At 68.1% G+C, this 14468-nt stretch carries 16 protein-coding genes and 1 other RNA gene; 9 read left to right on the top strand and 8 right to left on the bottom strand.

Going from position 1 to position 14468, the window contains the following annotated elements:
- Nucleotides 1-12: 12 nt before the first annotated feature.
- Both FY251_RS16820 and FY251_RS16815 read left to right on the top strand, forming a co-directional pair.
- Nucleotides 13-333 carry a hypothetical protein gene (locus tag FY251_RS16820; RefSeq protein WP_148416217.1) on the top strand — a complete coding sequence of 107 codons (321 nt, stop codon included), beginning with the start codon at nucleotides 13-15 and terminating at the stop codon, nucleotides 331-333.
- 77 nt (nucleotides 334-410) lie between these two features.
- Nucleotides 411-1568 carry a nicotinate phosphoribosyltransferase gene (locus FY251_RS16815; protein WP_148416216.1) on the top strand — a complete coding sequence of 386 codons (1158 nt, stop codon included), beginning with the start codon at nucleotides 411-413 and terminating at the stop codon, nucleotides 1566-1568.
- A gap of 89 nt (nucleotides 1569-1657) precedes the next feature.
- On the opposite strand, the gene FY251_RS16810 is transcribed toward FY251_RS16815, so the two are convergent.
- A complete protein-coding gene (locus FY251_RS16810; protein ID WP_004041686.1) occupies nucleotides 1658-2260 on the bottom strand; it encodes a TIGR00296 family protein in 603 nt (200 codons plus the stop codon).
- 150 nt (nucleotides 2261-2410) lie between these two features.
- Here FY251_RS16810 and rnpB point away from each other — a divergent pair.
- The 4 genes from rnpB to FY251_RS16790 all read left to right on the top strand — a co-directional run bounded on the left by rnpB (nucleotide 2411) and on the right by FY251_RS16790 (nucleotide 5935).
- Nucleotides 2411-2841, top strand: an RNA gene (gene rnpB, locus FY251_RS16805) — RNase P RNA component.
- Between the two features lie 79 nt (nucleotides 2842-2920).
- Nucleotides 2921-4048, top strand: a complete 1128-nt coding sequence (locus FY251_RS16800; protein WP_148416215.1) for a matrixin — start codon at nucleotides 2921-2923, stop codon at nucleotides 4046-4048.
- 105 nt (nucleotides 4049-4153) lie between these two features.
- Nucleotides 4154-4465: a hypothetical protein gene (locus FY251_RS16795; protein WP_058566260.1), complete on the top strand. Its 312-nt coding sequence runs from the start codon at nucleotides 4154-4156 to the stop codon at nucleotides 4463-4465.
- 237 nt (nucleotides 4466-4702) lie between these two features.
- The gene (locus tag FY251_RS16790; protein ID WP_089776962.1) at nucleotides 4703-5935 is read left to right on the top strand and encodes a digeranylgeranylglycerophospholipid reductase; all 1233 of its coding nucleotides are present in this window, start codon (nucleotides 4703-4705) and stop codon (nucleotides 5933-5935) included.
- An 89-nt stretch (nucleotides 5936-6024) separates the two neighbouring features.
- Here the strand turns inward: FY251_RS16790 and FY251_RS16785 are convergent, their stop codons facing one another.
- Nucleotides 6025-6441 (bottom strand): hypothetical protein, encoded by a 417-nt coding sequence (locus FY251_RS16785; protein ID WP_187367429.1) that lies wholly within the window; start codon nucleotides 6439-6441, stop codon nucleotides 6025-6027.
- Between the two features lie 106 nt (nucleotides 6442-6547).
- Between FY251_RS16785 and FY251_RS16775 the strand changes: the two genes are divergently transcribed.
- Entirely contained in the window at nucleotides 6548-7780 is a 1233-nt protein-coding gene (locus FY251_RS16775) for an MBL fold metallo-hydrolase (RefSeq protein WP_148416214.1), read from the top strand.
- A gap of 64 nt (nucleotides 7781-7844) precedes the next feature.
- Here the strand turns inward: FY251_RS16775 and FY251_RS22660 are convergent, their stop codons facing one another.
- Nucleotides 7845-7988 (bottom strand): hypothetical protein, encoded by a 144-nt coding sequence (locus FY251_RS22660; protein ID WP_187367428.1) that lies wholly within the window; start codon nucleotides 7986-7988, stop codon nucleotides 7845-7847.
- Between the two features lie 138 nt (nucleotides 7989-8126).
- A complete protein-coding gene (locus FY251_RS16770; protein ID WP_148416213.1) occupies nucleotides 8127-8510 on the bottom strand; it encodes an SHOCT domain-containing protein in 384 nt (127 codons plus the stop codon).
- A 241-nt stretch (nucleotides 8511-8751) separates the two neighbouring features.
- Between FY251_RS16770 and FY251_RS16765 the strand changes: the two genes are divergently transcribed.
- The gene (locus tag FY251_RS16765; protein ID WP_148416212.1) at nucleotides 8752-10860 is read left to right on the top strand and encodes a PAS domain-containing sensor histidine kinase; all 2109 of its coding nucleotides are present in this window, start codon (nucleotides 8752-8754) and stop codon (nucleotides 10858-10860) included.
- 13 nt (nucleotides 10861-10873) lie between these two features.
- Here FY251_RS16765 and FY251_RS16760 read toward each other — a convergent pair whose 3' ends face one another.
- Together FY251_RS16760 and FY251_RS16755 are read right to left on the bottom strand one after the other, a co-directional pair.
- Nucleotides 10874-11149 carry a hypothetical protein gene (locus FY251_RS16760; protein WP_148416211.1) on the bottom strand — a complete coding sequence of 92 codons (276 nt, stop codon included), beginning with the start codon at nucleotides 11147-11149 and terminating at the stop codon, nucleotides 10874-10876.
- A gap of 44 nt (nucleotides 11150-11193) precedes the next feature.
- The gene (locus FY251_RS16755; RefSeq protein WP_004041677.1) at nucleotides 11194-11682 is read right to left on the bottom strand and encodes an Lrp/AsnC family transcriptional regulator; all 489 of its coding nucleotides are present in this window, start codon (nucleotides 11680-11682) and stop codon (nucleotides 11194-11196) included.
- Nucleotides 11683-11884: 202 nt separating this feature from the next.
- Between FY251_RS16755 and FY251_RS16750 the strand changes: the two genes are divergently transcribed.
- Nucleotides 11885-12832, top strand: coding sequence for a DMT family transporter (locus FY251_RS16750; RefSeq protein ID WP_148416210.1), 948 nt, complete (start codon nucleotides 11885-11887; stop codon nucleotides 12830-12832).
- Nucleotides 12833-12907: 75 nt separating this feature from the next.
- On the opposite strand, the gene FY251_RS16745 is transcribed toward FY251_RS16750, so the two are convergent.
- The gene (locus FY251_RS16745) at nucleotides 12908-13330 is read right to left on the bottom strand and encodes an ester cyclase (protein ID WP_148416209.1); all 423 of its coding nucleotides are present in this window, start codon (nucleotides 13328-13330) and stop codon (nucleotides 12908-12910) included.
- 161 nt (nucleotides 13331-13491) lie between these two features.
- Entirely contained in the window at nucleotides 13492-14412 is a 921-nt protein-coding gene (locus tag FY251_RS16740) for a DMT family transporter (RefSeq protein WP_148416208.1), read from the bottom strand.
- Nucleotides 14413-14468 lie beyond the last annotated feature (56 nt).

The raw sequence follows: 14468 nt of genomic DNA, 5'->3' as shown, positions 1-14468 counted from the left end.
CAATCGCTCCGTATGCCCCGCCGGCTCGGTCGCTTCGCGCTCGTCTCACTCTTGCTCGTCCTGTCCGTCGCGGCCTTCCTCTTCGTCACTGGGTCGCTCGTCCCGTGGTCGAACAGTTGCCCGCCGCAACTCGATGTGGACCCGGCCGACGACGTTCCTCCCGACGCGGAGATAGTCGCCTACGAGTCGCTCACGCCCGCCGAACGGGCCGCCTTCGACGACGCGCTGGCCGCTGAATCGATGATTTCGCTCGAAGACCGGCCGTGGTCGCCGAGCACGACCTACGTCCGAAAGAACGAGAGTGTCTACTTCGCGGGCGTCGCCGTCTGCTGACCCGTTGAAGAGAATTCGTCTTCGACGCACGTGACCGATTATACACCTTTTTCATCGGCCGGGTGGAATCCGCGCCAATGAGTGACTTCGATATCGTCGGTCCCGAGGCCATCCGCGACGGCGTCGCGACCGACGCCTACTTCGAGCGGACCGAGGCGACCCTCCGACACGCGGGCAAGAACCCCCGCGTCGTCGCCGAGGTGACGGCCGACCAGTTCCCCGACGGCGAGTTCGAGCTGTTCGCCGGCGTGAAGGACGCCGCGGAACTGCTCTCCGGCCGCGATATCGACGTCGACGCGATGCCCGAAGGCACGCTGTTCGACGGCGGCCCTGTGATGCGAATCGAGGGGAACTACTTGGAGTTCGCCCGGCTCGAAACCTCGCTTCTGGGCTTCCTCTCGCACGCGTCGGGCTGTGCGACGGCCGCCCTCGAAGCCCGCTCGGCGGCCCCCGACTCGACGGTGCTGTCGTTCGGCGCGCGGCACGTCCACCCCGCCATCGCCGCGATGGTCGAGCGGAGCGCCCTCGTGGCCGGTCTCGACGGCTTCTCGCACGTCGCCGCCGGCGAGATTCTCGGGAAGGAGGCGTCGGGGACGATGCCCCACGCGCTCCTCATCGCCTTCGGGCGCGGCAATCAGGCCGAGGCGTTCCGCGCCTTCGACGAGGCGGTCGCCGAGGACGTGCCGCGGGTCGCCCTCTGTGACACCTACGGGGACGAGACCGAGGAGGTGCTACAGGCGGTCGAGGCGCTCGGCGACGACCTCGATAGCGTCCGCCTCGACACCACCTCCTCGCGCCGCGGCGACTTCCGCCACATCGTCCGCGAGGTCCGCTGGGAGCTCGACGCCCGCGGCCACGAGGACGTTGGCATCTTCGTGAGCGGCGGGCTCGGCCCGGCGGAACTCCGACACCTCCGCGACGTGGTCGAGGGCTTCGGCGTCGGCGGCTACATCTCGAACGCCAACCCGGTGGACTTCGCGCTCGACATCGTCGAGGTCGACGGCGAGCCCGCGGCCAAGCGGGGCAAGCTCTCGGGCGTCAAAGAGGTCTACCGCACGGCCGACGGCGGCCACCACGTCGGCCTCCGCGGTCGTCCCGGTCCGACCGACGGCGAGGCGCTCCTCGAACCGCTCGTCCGCGACGGCGAGGTCGTCTCGGCGTTCGACTTCGATATCGACGCGGCCGCGACGCGGGCCAAGGAAGACGCCGAGCGCGTCGGCTTCGGCGACGAGTAAGCGCGTTCTCGTTCTGCGGCGGCGCTCGGGGCCGTCGCTCGTCAGTTCGGTTCTCTCCCCCCAAGGAGTCGAGTCGTCGCCGCGACGACTTACAGCGCTTCGACGCTCCCGCCGTCGTCGCGCTCGCGGAAGACCTGCCCTTCGAACAGGGTGATCATGGTGTCGTCGTCCTGCCACGCCAGCGGCGACAGGCCGGCTTTGCGGCAGGCGTTCGTGAGGAACTCCTCTTTCGACCAGCCGAGTTCGACGGGCAGCGTCGGATACATCCAGCCGTGGGTGCCGCCGGCGTCGATGGCGATTCCGTGGGTGCCGAGTTCGATGTCTGCGACTGGGTCGTTAGTCAGCGTGTAATTGTTGACGATACAAACGGAGATGTTCAGATTCGGGAGTTCGGGCGCTTCGATTTCGGTCTGGCACGAGTCGCCCGAGGCGGCCTTGATGGCCGCGTCGACGATCGCGTGACCGAGTTGGTCTTTCCCCCGATACGCGCCCGCACAGCCCCGAAGTCGACCCCGCCCCCGTGTCGACTTGATGCGGACGAACGCCCCGGTTCGGGCGTAAAACGCGTCGCGCATGCTGCCCGGTTGTTCTCTCTGTCCGTGAAGAACGTACGATTCGACCGATTCCCGCGCCAGTTCGACCGCCCGCGCCCCATCATCGTAGGTGAGGTGTACGGTCTGCGCCTCGGACATACTACCATTCAAGTCCTGTGTTGACTTCAACGCTTCCCTCGAATGTTATCCCGCTGTTATGTGGTTTCGTTGCGATATAACGCGGGGCTAAACTCCGGTAGGACCCGGTTAATCGAACCGCTTATCCGACCCACCGGACTAGGGTAGGTCGGCAGAGAGAGCCCAGTTCCCGTGCCCGAGACGGGCATGAGGAAAGTCCCCCCACCGTCCGAACGGGTGACCGGGCGCAAGCCCGGAGTCGGAGACGGCTGGCGCTGGAACAGAAACGAGACCGCTCGACCCGACCGATGATGCGCGCGCGACGGCCACGCCGTCGCCGGCGCGGACGGGTTCACCGTCCGCGAGCGAACCGACCCGTAAGGGGAGGGAGTTAACCCGCAGAGGGAGAGATGGCTTCCGCCATCGCCGACGGTCGAGAACGGATGGAACGGCGAATCCTCACCGGTGCAAGTCCGCGCCGCGAAGGTAGTTCGGACGGCGCGTCGGGTTCGCCCGTCGCGCCCTCGGGGCTCGCCCCGAGAAGGACGCGGACGCTGAGCCGAATGCTGGGACGAACAGAAGGGGGCTTACTCCTCTCAGCCGCTTTCGAACCCCGAGCGACCGCGCCGTCGGTCGCCGCGTCGGGAAACGCTCTTGCCCGTTCGCCACGGCAGTCTCGGTATGCGCGGTTCGACTCTCCTCGTCGCGGCGCTCGTCGTCCTCGCCGGCTGTGCCGCCCCGGTACCGACCGGAGACGACGCGACGACAGCGACGACCGCCACGTCCGCGGCCTCGCCCCCGACCACCGACTCGGCGACCGCGACACCGGCGACTTCGCCTTCCCCCACGACCGCGACCACGACTCCGACCGCCACGCCCACCGCGTCGCCGACGTCCGAACCGACAACGACGTTCACACCCGCGTCCGGATACGGGCCGTGGGGGTCCGAGCCGGTCGTGGTCGCCGTCGAAGCGCCCGACGACGACCGCGACTACGCCGCGTTCGTGAGCGAGGCGACGGCGTACTGGGAGGTGAACGACTCGCGCTACCTCGGGTACGAAGTCGACTACGAGGTCGACGCCGACGCCCGCGACCCGGACGTCGTGGTCCGCTTTACCGACACCGTCCCGGAGTGCAGCGGACAGGACGACGCGGCCGGCTGCGCGCCGTATCTCACCGACGCGCGACAGATCGACCGCCCCGAAACCGTCTACATCCGCACCGGATACGGCGACGACTCGACGGTGAACATCGTCAAACACGAACTCGGTCACACCCTCGGACTCGCTCACGGCGACGAGCCCGCGGAGCTGATGAACGCCACGGGCATCCTCTACACGCTCCCGCGGACGAACGCGACCGAGAAGGCGTTCCCGTGGGACGACCCGAACTTCACGGTCTACGTCGACGACGCGAACGCCTCGGACCCCGACGCGGCCCGCGAGCAGATTCGGCACGCCCTCGACTACTTCGAAGACGGCGCGCCGGGGATGCCCGACAACCTCACCTACACCTACGTGGACGACCCGGCGGACGCCGAGGTGCGCATCTCCTTCGCGGACACCTCGCCGTGCGCCGCGGGCGCGGCCTCCTGTGCCATCGCCGGCGGCTACGACCCCGACGGCGACGACGCCTTAGAGACCTACGGCGAGTATCGGGTCGTCCTCGTCGACCTCGACACCGAGGCCGTCGGCTGGCACGTCGGCTACTGGACCGCCCACTACCTCGGCGCGGAGGCCGACGACGACAAGCCCGAACCGTTCCGGAACGCGACGTACGGAGAGCGGCGGAGCGAGTGGTGGGCGTAGCGCGGTCACCGCGTCGCGCGTCGGGCGCGCGCTTCCGAAACCGCCGGTCTTGACCGACTCGAATCGGCCGAGTCCTTCTTTGGTACGGCCCGCGTAGACGTTGTCGTGATTCCCACCGACAGGCACGGCGACGCCCACCCCGCGTTCGACGAGGAGTCGTTCCGCGACGCGCTCGCCGAGTTCGGCGGCACCGACGCCGAACGCCGTGTCGTCGCCCGGCAGGCCCGCGACCTCGCCGACTCGGGGCAGGCCGAGGCCGACCGCGGCGCGCCGCTCACGGGCGACGAAATCGTGCGCAACATGCGCGACGCGCCCGAGGGCGGCCCCGCGACGCGCTGGAACTGGTGGCTCGGGGCGCTCGAAGCCGCCTACGGCGGCTACCGAGAGTTCCAAGTTCGCCGCATCCCGAAAGCCTGAGCGTCGCCCTCCGCCCGCTTTGCGGCCCTGTCGGTCGTCGGTTTCGCCGCGCTCCGGCGGCGCGGCACGCTCCCCGCTCGCCCGCGGCCTCCCGGAGGTATCTGTCGCTTCTAAGCGGTCAGAATCCGTCGAACGACCCGCGTTTTCCCCCGTTCAAAACCAAAGCAGATTACACGCTTGTTACAGAAAAGGTGTGTAACGCGTACGACCAACCCTACCGGTGATGCCTACTCTACAATGACAGACAACTACGACGTGATTATCGCGGGCGCGGGCCCCGCAGGTGGACAGGCGGCACGAGACCTCGCCGCCCGGGACTACGACGTGTGCGTCCTCGAAACCGAGTCCGAAGACGAGTTCCCCTCCAGGAGCAACAAATCGACCGCCGGGACGTTCCCGTCGACGATGGCCTCGTTCAACATCCCCGACGAGGTCGTGATGAACTTCACCGACGACGTCGTCCTGGAGTCCCCGAACAACCACTACCACCGGCATCAGCCCGGTGCAGTCCTCGAATTCGCCGACTTCAAGAACTGGCTCGTCGACGAGGCGGAGGCCGACGGCGCGGAGTACCTGTTCGACGCACGCGTCTCCAAACCCGTCATGGAGGGCGGCGAGATCGTCGGCGTCCGATACAACGGCGACGAGGAGGTGTACGCCGACATCGTCATCGACGCCACGGGGCCGAGCGCGCCGCTCGCCAAGGCCCTCGACGTCTGCGACCTTCGCCGCGAGAAGCAGGCCATCGGCATCGAGTACGAGTTCGAGGGCATGGACCTCGCGCCCGACGGCTACGGCGACCTCACCGACGCGATGATGCTTCGGCTCGACCACGACATCGCGCCCGGCGGCTACTCGTGGATATTCCACACCGGCGGCGACACCGCGAAGGTCGGCGTCTGCTACATCCAAAACGAGGGCCACCGCCACAACGCCAAGTCGGGCTACACCATCGACGACTACCTCCAGTACTGGACCGAGTCCGACCCGCGCTTCGCGAACGCGGAGCGCATCGCGGGCAAACAGCACCGCGGCTCCGCGCACATCCAACTGCCGGGTCGCATGAGCACGGACAACTTCATGGCCATCGGCGACACGGTCCCGACCGTCGACCCGCTGTGGGGCGAGGGCATCGACAAGTGCATGCGCTCGGGCCGGGTCGCGGCCGCGACCGCCGACCGCGCGCTCACCAACTCCGACCGCGACACCTCGGCGTCCGAGCTCGCCGTCTACGACCAGCTGTGGCACGAGCGCGTCGCGCCGAAGGTGAAAAACCGGCTGTTCATGACGGAGATGCTCTACCGCGCCTCCAACGAGCGCTACGACAAACTGCTCGAAGACCTCCATCGCCTCCCGAACGAGCAGTTGGACGCCGCGAACGGCGGCAGTCCGCTCGCCATGTTCCGCATGCTCAAGTTCGAAGACCTCTCCATCCTCGCGTCCACCGCGAGAGACTGGTTCTCGGACTGAGCCCGCCGGTCGGCACGCGCGTCTCTCTCGGTCCCCACGCGTCCCCGCTTCGTCTCTCGCCTCCGTTCTCGTCTCTCCCGTCGAGCCGCTCACCCGGTTCTGTCGTCGTCGCTCCCACCGTCATCCCCACCGAGCGCCGCCAGCGCGTCGGCCAGCGCCGCCCGCGCCGATGCCACGTGTTCGTCCGCCGCCTCGTCTTCGGTTTCGCCGACGTTCGACAGCAGGCGTTCGACGTGGCCGAGTCGCGTCCGGACCACCTCGTCGTCCGGGAGCGGGCCGACCGCGAGGTCGCCCGCGACCGCCTCCGCTTCGCCGAGCCATCGGCTCGCGTCCTCGCGGACGGGCCGGGTCGCCGTCGCGGCGAGTCGGTCGTGGAGCGTCGTCACCAGTCGGTTGAGGGCGTCGCGGTCGGGTTCGGCGTCGGCTTCGCGGTCGCCGTCGGCTTCGCGGTCGCCGTCGGCTTCGCGGTCGCCGTCGGCGTCGGGGTCAGGGTCGGAACCGGTCACGCCTCGGGAGACGGCGGCCGGCCTGAAAAGCGTCGAGCCCGCGAGTCCGTCGGCCCGGCCCGGCCGGACCGACGAGCAAAAGCCCCTCCGGTCGGTACTGCCGGCAATGAAACTCCAGTTCCTCGGCGGGGCCGAGGAGGTCGGGCGCAGCGCGATTCTCGTCAACGACTCGCTGCTGCTCGACTACGGGATGCTGACCGGGAACCCCCCGCAGTTCCCCGTCGGCTCCATCGAGCCCGACGCGGTCGTCGTCTCCCACGGCCACCTCGACCACGTCGGGACGGTCCCCTCGCTCCTCTCCGGCGACGACTGGCCGGCGGTCCACTGGACGCCGCCGACAGACGAACTCGCCCGGACCCTCGCGCGCGACACGCTCAAACTCCACGGCGGGAGCTACAACTCCCCGTTCACCGAGACGCACGTCCGGCGGATGACCCAGCAGTCGGAACACCACGACTACGGCGAGCCGTTCGAGGCGGCCGGTCACGAGGTCACGTTCTACAACGCGGGCCACATCCCCGGCAGCGCCCACGTCCTCGTCGACGACGGCGAGACGCGCCTGCTGTACACCGCCGATTTCCACACCGACGACCAGCGGTTGGTTTCGGGCACGACCGACCGCCCCGACGCCGACGTGGTCGTCTGCGAGTCCACCTACTCCGACGTGGAACACGACGACCGTGCGACCGTCGAGGAGCGCTTCGTCGAATCGGTGCGGACGACCGTCTGGGAGGGCGGCACCGTCGTCGTCCCCGCGTTCGCCATCGGCCGGACGCAGGAGATTCTCATGGTGCTCGACGCCCACGACATCGACTGCTACGTCGACGGCATGGGAATACGCGTGCTGAAGATGCTCGGAAACCACCCCGACTACGTCCGCGACGCGGCGGCGCTCAAGCGGGCGAAGTCGAACGCCCGAATCGTCTCGGGGCGGGACGGCCAGCGCAAGCGCATCGCTCGGCAGAACTCGGTCATCGTGACGACGAGCGGGATGCTCTCCGGCGGCCCGGCGATGACGTACATCCCCGAGATTCGGGGCGACCCGACGAACAAAATCTGTCTCACCGGCTATCAGGTCGAGGGGACGCCGGGCAGGGAACTGGTCGAACGCGGCCGCTGCGAACTCAACGGCGGCGTCGTTCCGGTGGCCGCCCGCGCCGAGATGTACGACTTCTCGGCCCACGCCGACCGCGGCGGGCTCCTGTCGTTCCTCGACGACTACCGCGACGCCCCGGTGTTCGTGAACCACGGCGACCGCTGTGCGGCGTTCGCCGAGGAGCTACGCGCCGACGGCTACGAGGCTACGGCTCCCGAAATCGGGGCGACGGTCGAGGTCTGAGGCGCGCGGCGGTCGGGGCGAATCGCCCCCCGCGGCGGCTGACGGCGCTCCGGCCCTCGGACGCTCAGACGCGGTCGTCGGCGTCGTCGTCGGGCACCGCTATCGACCGACTCGCGGCGACGCACGCGGACACGCGGAGGCGGGTCCGTTGCGACCGGAACCGACCGACGAACGAGCGGAGCTTCCCACCGGACGAATCCGTGCTCATGGTTTTAGGTTGGCCTAAACAATCATAGTCGTTGCGGTCGGCGCGCGTCCGGTTCCCGGGAGGACTCCCGCGATAGCCACCCGGTCGAAGCCCCTTCGTTTCGCCTGCAACGACCTGACTGTCTCGGTTTCCGACGCGTCAGTCGCGTTCGAGTCGCTCGCGGCGGCGGTCGAACTCCTCGTCGTCGATGTCGCCGCGGGCGTAGGCCCGGCGGAGTTCGCCGAGCGCGGTGTCGCCCCCGTCGCTTCCGTCGCGCAGGGCGCGGAACAGGAGGACGCCGCCGGCGACGATCACCGCGAGGACGAGCAGTTGGCCGAGGAGGCCCATGCCCCACATCCACCACGGGACGGTCCCGCCGGTCCCGCCGTGCATCCACGTGTCGTGCATCCAGCCGCCGCCCCACCCCATCGGCATCCCGCCGCCGAGGCCGGCCATCCCGAAGAGGGCGGGGAGCGCGAACAGCGCGACCAGCGCGAGCAGGACGATGCCCGCGAGTCGCGTCGAGTCGTTTGTCGTCGTCATGGTGTTCACCGAGGCGGCGGTGGCCGCCCCATAGATACCAGTACGCGCTCCACGTTTAGGTCGGTTGTCGCTTCGAGCCTTCGACTCCGACGCCGGCAAAGATTGGATTTCCACGTTTTGGGCCGCCCGGAGGTTAGAATCTTCGGCGCGGTCGGGCACGGCGTTCGCTCGGACGGCCGGTCGTGATTTTTCCCCGACAGCTGCCGGTTCATACTTGAACCCCGCTGTCCTTTTCGCCGGTATGCCTGGTCGGTTGCACGTCCTCGTCGTCAGCGAGGACGCCGCCGTTCGCGAGCGTCTCGCCGCCGAGCTTCCCGCCGCGGTCGGCGACGCGACGACCGCGGTCCGCGTCTCGACTGCCGACAGCCCCGGCGCGGTTCACGCGGTGCTCGAACGAAGTCGCATCGACTGCCTCGTCGTCTCGACCGAGGCCACCGACTCGGAGGGGCGACCGCTCGTCTCGAAGCTCCGCGTCGACGGCGTGCCGCTCGTCTCGTTCGAGCGGTCGGCCCCCGACGAACACGACCTCGACAACCTCGGGCACGTCGTCTACGACGCCGCCCGGAACACCGTCGGCTCGCTCGACCACCGCGCGCTCTTCGAGGCCGTCAACGTCGGGCTCGCGGTTCGAAACCTCGAAACGCTCGAACTCGTCGATATCAACCAACACTACCTGGATATCCTCGGCCTCGACCGCGCGTCGGTCATCGACACGAGTCCGACGCACGTGACCGCGGACCTCCCCGGCTACGACGCCGAGCGCGCCTTCGACGAGGTCGAGACCGCCCGCGAGGAGGGCGGGTCCGTTTTCACGTGGCCCATCGAGAACGCCGCCGGCGACACCGTTTGGATTCGCGTCAGCCTCACCGTCGCCGAGATATCGGGCCGGGACCGACTCATCTCGACGGTCGAAGACGTGACGGCGGAGTGCCGCCGAGAGCGCGACCTCGAAGCGTTCAAGGGCGCGGTCGACGCCGTCGACGCCGGGGTCACCATCACGGAGGACGACCGACACGTGTACGTCAACGAGGCCGCGGCGGACATCTGCGGCTACCCGAACACCGAGGCGATGCTCGGGACGGGCTGGGGTAACCTCCACGACGAGGCGGAACTCGAACGGCTCAGAGAGACGATTCCGCCCGCGCTCGAAGCCGACGGGAAGTGGCAAGGCGAGGTGTCGATTCGCCGGCTCGACGACGAACTCGTCCCGGTTCGGTTCTCCATCACGTCTCTCGAAGGCGACCGCAACGTCATCGTCTTCCAGAGCCTCTCCGAGCAGAAGCTCCGCGAGGACGAACTCGAACGGAGCCGCGACTTCCTCGAACGCACCCAGCGCATCTCGAAGGTGGGCGGCTGGGAGCTCGACCTCGTGACCGCCACGCTGGCGTGGACCGACCAGACCAAGCGCATCCACGCGGTGTCGCTCGACTACGAGCCGACGGTCGACGACGCCGTCGAGTTCTACGCCGCCGACGAGCGAGACCGGGTCCGCGAACTGCTGGACCGCTGTCGGTCCGAGGGCGTCCCGTGGGAAGACGAGTTCCGACTGATCACCGCCGAAGGGGCGGAGGTGTGGGTCCGCACCCGCGGCGAACCCGTCATCCGCGACGGGCGGGTGTCGTCGCTCAGGGGGACGATTCAGGACGTGACCGCCCGCCGCACCCGCGAGGACGAACTCGAACGGATGAACGCCGAACTGGAGGCGCTGAACCGCATCGTCCGCCACGACATCCGAAACGACATGGCCGTCGTCGTCGGCTGGGCGGAGCTCCTCCGAGAGCACGTCGACGAGGAGGGCGCGGACATCCTCTCGCGCATCCTCTCGACGGGTCGCCACACCACCGAGATAACCGAGGTCGCCCGCGACCTCATGGAGACGATGAGCGGCGGCGGCGTCGAGACTCGCCCGATGTCGCTCGCCAACGCCGTCGAGCGCGAACTCGCAGTCCGCCGCGAGGCGTTCCCGCGCGCGACGTTCGAGGTGGACGGCGAGATTCCGGACGTGGCGGTGCGCGCGAACCCGCTCATCGCGTCGGTGCTCGGCAACCTCCTCAACAACGCCGTCCAGCACAACGCCGACGACACCGTCGTCACCGTCTCGGCGACCGTGGACGACGACGCCCAGACGGCGCGCATCCGCATCGCCGACGACGGCTCGGGCATCCCCGACGCGCGGAAGTCAGTCGTCTTCGGCAAGGGCGAAAAGGGACTGGAGAGCACCGGCACCGGCCTCGGACTCTACCTCGTCAACCAACTGGTCGACTCGTTCGGCGGCGAGGTCCACTTCGAGGACAACGACCCGGTGGGCGCGGTGGCCGTCGTCTCCATCCCGCTCGCGGCGGTCGCCTGAGCCGGCCGCCCGCTCAGACCGTGTCGGTCGGCTCGTGGGACTCGGCCATCTCGCTCGCGGCGGCCGCGTAGGCCTCTCTCGTCTCCTCGTCGCCGACGCGGCCCAGTTCGTCTTCGGGCACGTCGACGGCGGCGTAGGTGTCGCGCACGTCGGACTCGAAACTCGTCAGCGAGCGCTCCTTCCGGTGGTAGCGCGTCCCGTCGGGGGTCGCGTACACGAGGATGATGACGTTCTGTTCGTCGTCGGAGTAGGTCCGTTCGACCAGCCACGTTCGCACGTCGTTCGACATGGTCGGTAGTACGTGACCAACCGCGATACGCTCCCGGGCGACTGTCAGTCCTCGATGCCCAACTCGTCGAGGAGCGTCTCCAGCGTGTAGCTCTGGAGCGCCCGGTGGCTGTCGCGCATCGAGGAGATGACGAACGTCGAGTTCGTTCGCTCGACCTCCGGCGTCGCCTCGAAGTCGCTGATGAGGCGCTCCACGCGGTCGGAGTCCGCGAGGTGGGCGACGACGATGAAGTCCGTCTCACCCATCGTGAAGTAGAGCTGTGTGACGCCCTCTATCTCCAGCAGTTTGTTCCCGACTTCCTCGTACGACCCGCTGTAGTCCGCCAGCACTTCCACGACCACGGTGACGCCGAGTCCGAACGCCTCTAAGTCGATGTCGTAGAGGTCGTTTTCGATGACGCCGTCGTCTTTCAGGTTGTTCAGGCGGTAGTGGATGGTCGACACGGGGATGTCCGTCGCTTCGTGTAGCTTCTCGGGACTGCCCGTCCCGAGGTCCGCGATGGCCTTCAACAGGCGCACGTCGCGTTCGTCCATACCCTCCCGTTGCGGTCGGTGAGGTAAGTCCTTGTTCTGTCCGCCGTTTTCGCCACCTCTCGAATCCAATCGAACTATCACGAATTATACGGTGTTTGATACAGTAAAACACGGAAAACATATTCTAAACTCCAACTCAATCTAATTCTCTTGTAGAAGACTTTAACACGGTGCGTCTCTGAGAGATGAAACAGATTCGACTATGACGCGAACCACTTGGACAAACATTCCGACGACGCCCCTGCTTTTCGTCGCGCTCGCGGCGATGTGGGGCACCTCGTTCGTCGCCATCGAGGTCGGCTTGGAGTTCTTCCCGACGCTCTCTTTCGCCGCGCTCCGCTACGAACTCGCCGGCCTCGTGATACTGGCGTACGCCTGCTACTCGACCGACCGCTGGCGGCCGGAGACGAGAGACGAACTGCTCGCGACCGCCATCGGCGCGGTGTTCATCATCGCCGCCCACCACGGCCTGCTGTACCTCGGACAGGAACACGTCCCCGGCGCGGTGGCCTCCATCATCATCAGCCTCTCGCCTATCCTGACCGCCGTCTTCGCCTCGTTCGTCCTCACCGAGGGGTCGCTGGGGAGGACCGCCACGGTCGGACTGCTCGCCGGCTTCGCCGGCGTCGTCCTCGTCGCCGACCCCGTCTCTGCGTTCTCCGGCTCGGCCGGGTCGACGCAGGGACTCGGCATCGTCCTCATCTTCCTCGCCGCGGTGTCGTTCGCGCTCGGCGCGGTCCTCACCCGCCCGCTCCGGACCGACCTCCCGGTCCAGTCGATGCAGGCGTGGGCGATGCTCGGCGGCGGCGTCCTGCTCCACGGCTGGGCGCTCGCCAACGGCGAGTCGCTTTCGGCCATCGAACTCGCCCCCGCCGGCGTCGCGTCGTTCCTCTACCTGACGCTCGTCTCCGGGGCGGTGGCGTTCCTCCTCTACTTCGAACTCTTGGACCGCCTCGGGCCGACCGAACTCAACCTCATCGGCTACGTCGAACCCGTGGTCGCGGCGCTCATGAGCTGGGCGCTCCTCGGCCACGTCATCGACGCGACGGCGCTCGTCGGCTTCGGAGCCATCTTCCTCGGCTTCGCGGCGATGAAAAAGGAGACGCTGGTGTCGGTCGCCGTCGCGGTCCGGCGGCGGGTCGCCGCGTAAGTTCTGTTTCGGCCTGCTGTCTCCGTTTTCGGTTCTGTTTCGCTCCGTTGACCTGAAGAGAAACGCCCCTCGCGCTCACTCTTCGAGGAAGCCGAGCTGCTCGGCGATCTCCCGCGGGTCGTAGTACATCCGCTCTTCCCGTATCTCGCCGTCCGCGATGGCGAACTTCGACATCCCCCTGTGTTCGAACGTGCGGCCGGTCGGGGGGAGCCCGTTGAACTCCCCTTCGTGCGTGCCCGTCCCCGTCCACTCGGTCATGACTATCTCCGCGTCTTCGAGCGCGGCCTCGGGGGTGATCGTGAAGTCGGGGAACGCGGTTCGGAGTCGACGAACGTACGCTTCGAAGGCGTCCGGCCCGCGCACTTCGCCGCCCGGAGCGCTCGGTTCGTAGGCCACGAACGAATCGGAGAGCACGTCTATCTTCGAGAACTCCCCGTGCCACAGCGCGAGGTAGTCACTCATGGCCTGTTCGCGTTTGGTTACGGTGGTCTCGGTCATGGTTCTCATGATAATTCGAGCCAAAGAGATACATCGCTGTCAGGTGGCTCTCGTAATGCGAGAACTACTGTCGCTCGACTGTCGGTGACCGAGGCGTGCGTTCTGTTCAGTACGACTTCGACAACCTATCAGAAAGAAATACTTTCAAAAACACCGTGTTTTCACTCGGCTTCGGCGGGGACGCTTCCCCGCAGGCCGACCACCCGGGCCACGCTCTCGCGCTGGACGAGCACGAACCCGGAGAGGATGACGCCGAAGCCGAGGACGGTCGCCGGCGAGACGGACTCGCCGAGGAACGCCCACCCGGTGACGGTGGCGACGACCGGCATCGCGTAGGCGACGAGGTTGCCGCGGACCGGGCCGGCCTCCGCGAGGAGCGCGAAGTAGACCGGGTAGGCCGCGGCGGTCGCGGGCATCCCGACGTAGAGAATCGCGGCGACGAGCTCCGGCGACCACGCGACCTGCGCGATTGACTCGCCGAGACCGAGGCTCGCGGCGTGGATGCCGACGGCGGCGGCCGCCATCGCCCACGCGGTCTGGGGAAGCGTCCCGATGGACGGCCCGACGCGCTTGAGCAGGACGGTCCCGAAGGCGACCGACAGCGCCGAACAGACGATGAGCGCCTGGCCGACGCTCCCGCCGCCGAGGACGCTCTGGGGGCCGACGATGACGACGACGCCGACGAGTCCGAGCAGGATGCCGGCGGCGTCGACCGCCGAGATGCGCGCGTCGTCGAGGAGCAGGACGGCGAACACCGGGGAGGCGACGGGCATGATGCTGTACATGACCGCCGCCGCGCCGGTCGTCGCGTGCTGCTGGCCGAGGAAGAGGAACACGTTGTTCGCCCCGAGGACGAACGCGGCGCTGGCGAGGATGCCGAGGGCGTCGGCGCGGGTCCGCGGGAGCCAGTAGCCGCCGCGGACGGCGACGAGCGTCAGGAGGACGACGGCGGCGACGTCGACGCGGAAGGCGGCGAACAGCACCGGCGGCACCGACCCGATGGCGGCCTTGATGCCGACGAAGGAGGTGCCGAACAGCGCCGCGGCCGCGACGAAGAGGACGAGGGTCCGGTGACGGCTCACGCCACCACCCCCCGCACTGTGGCCGGCGTTCGATTCGCCGGGCGGGCGCGGGAGGT

Source organism: Haloferax sp. KTX1 (genome assembly GCF_902410085.1).
GTDB classification, from domain to species: Archaea; Halobacteriota; Halobacteria; order Halobacteriales; family Haloferacaceae; genus Haloferax; species Haloferax massiliensis.
Note: the sequence above shows the minus strand (reverse complement) of the source record. Positions and strands in the feature narration are given on the sequence as shown.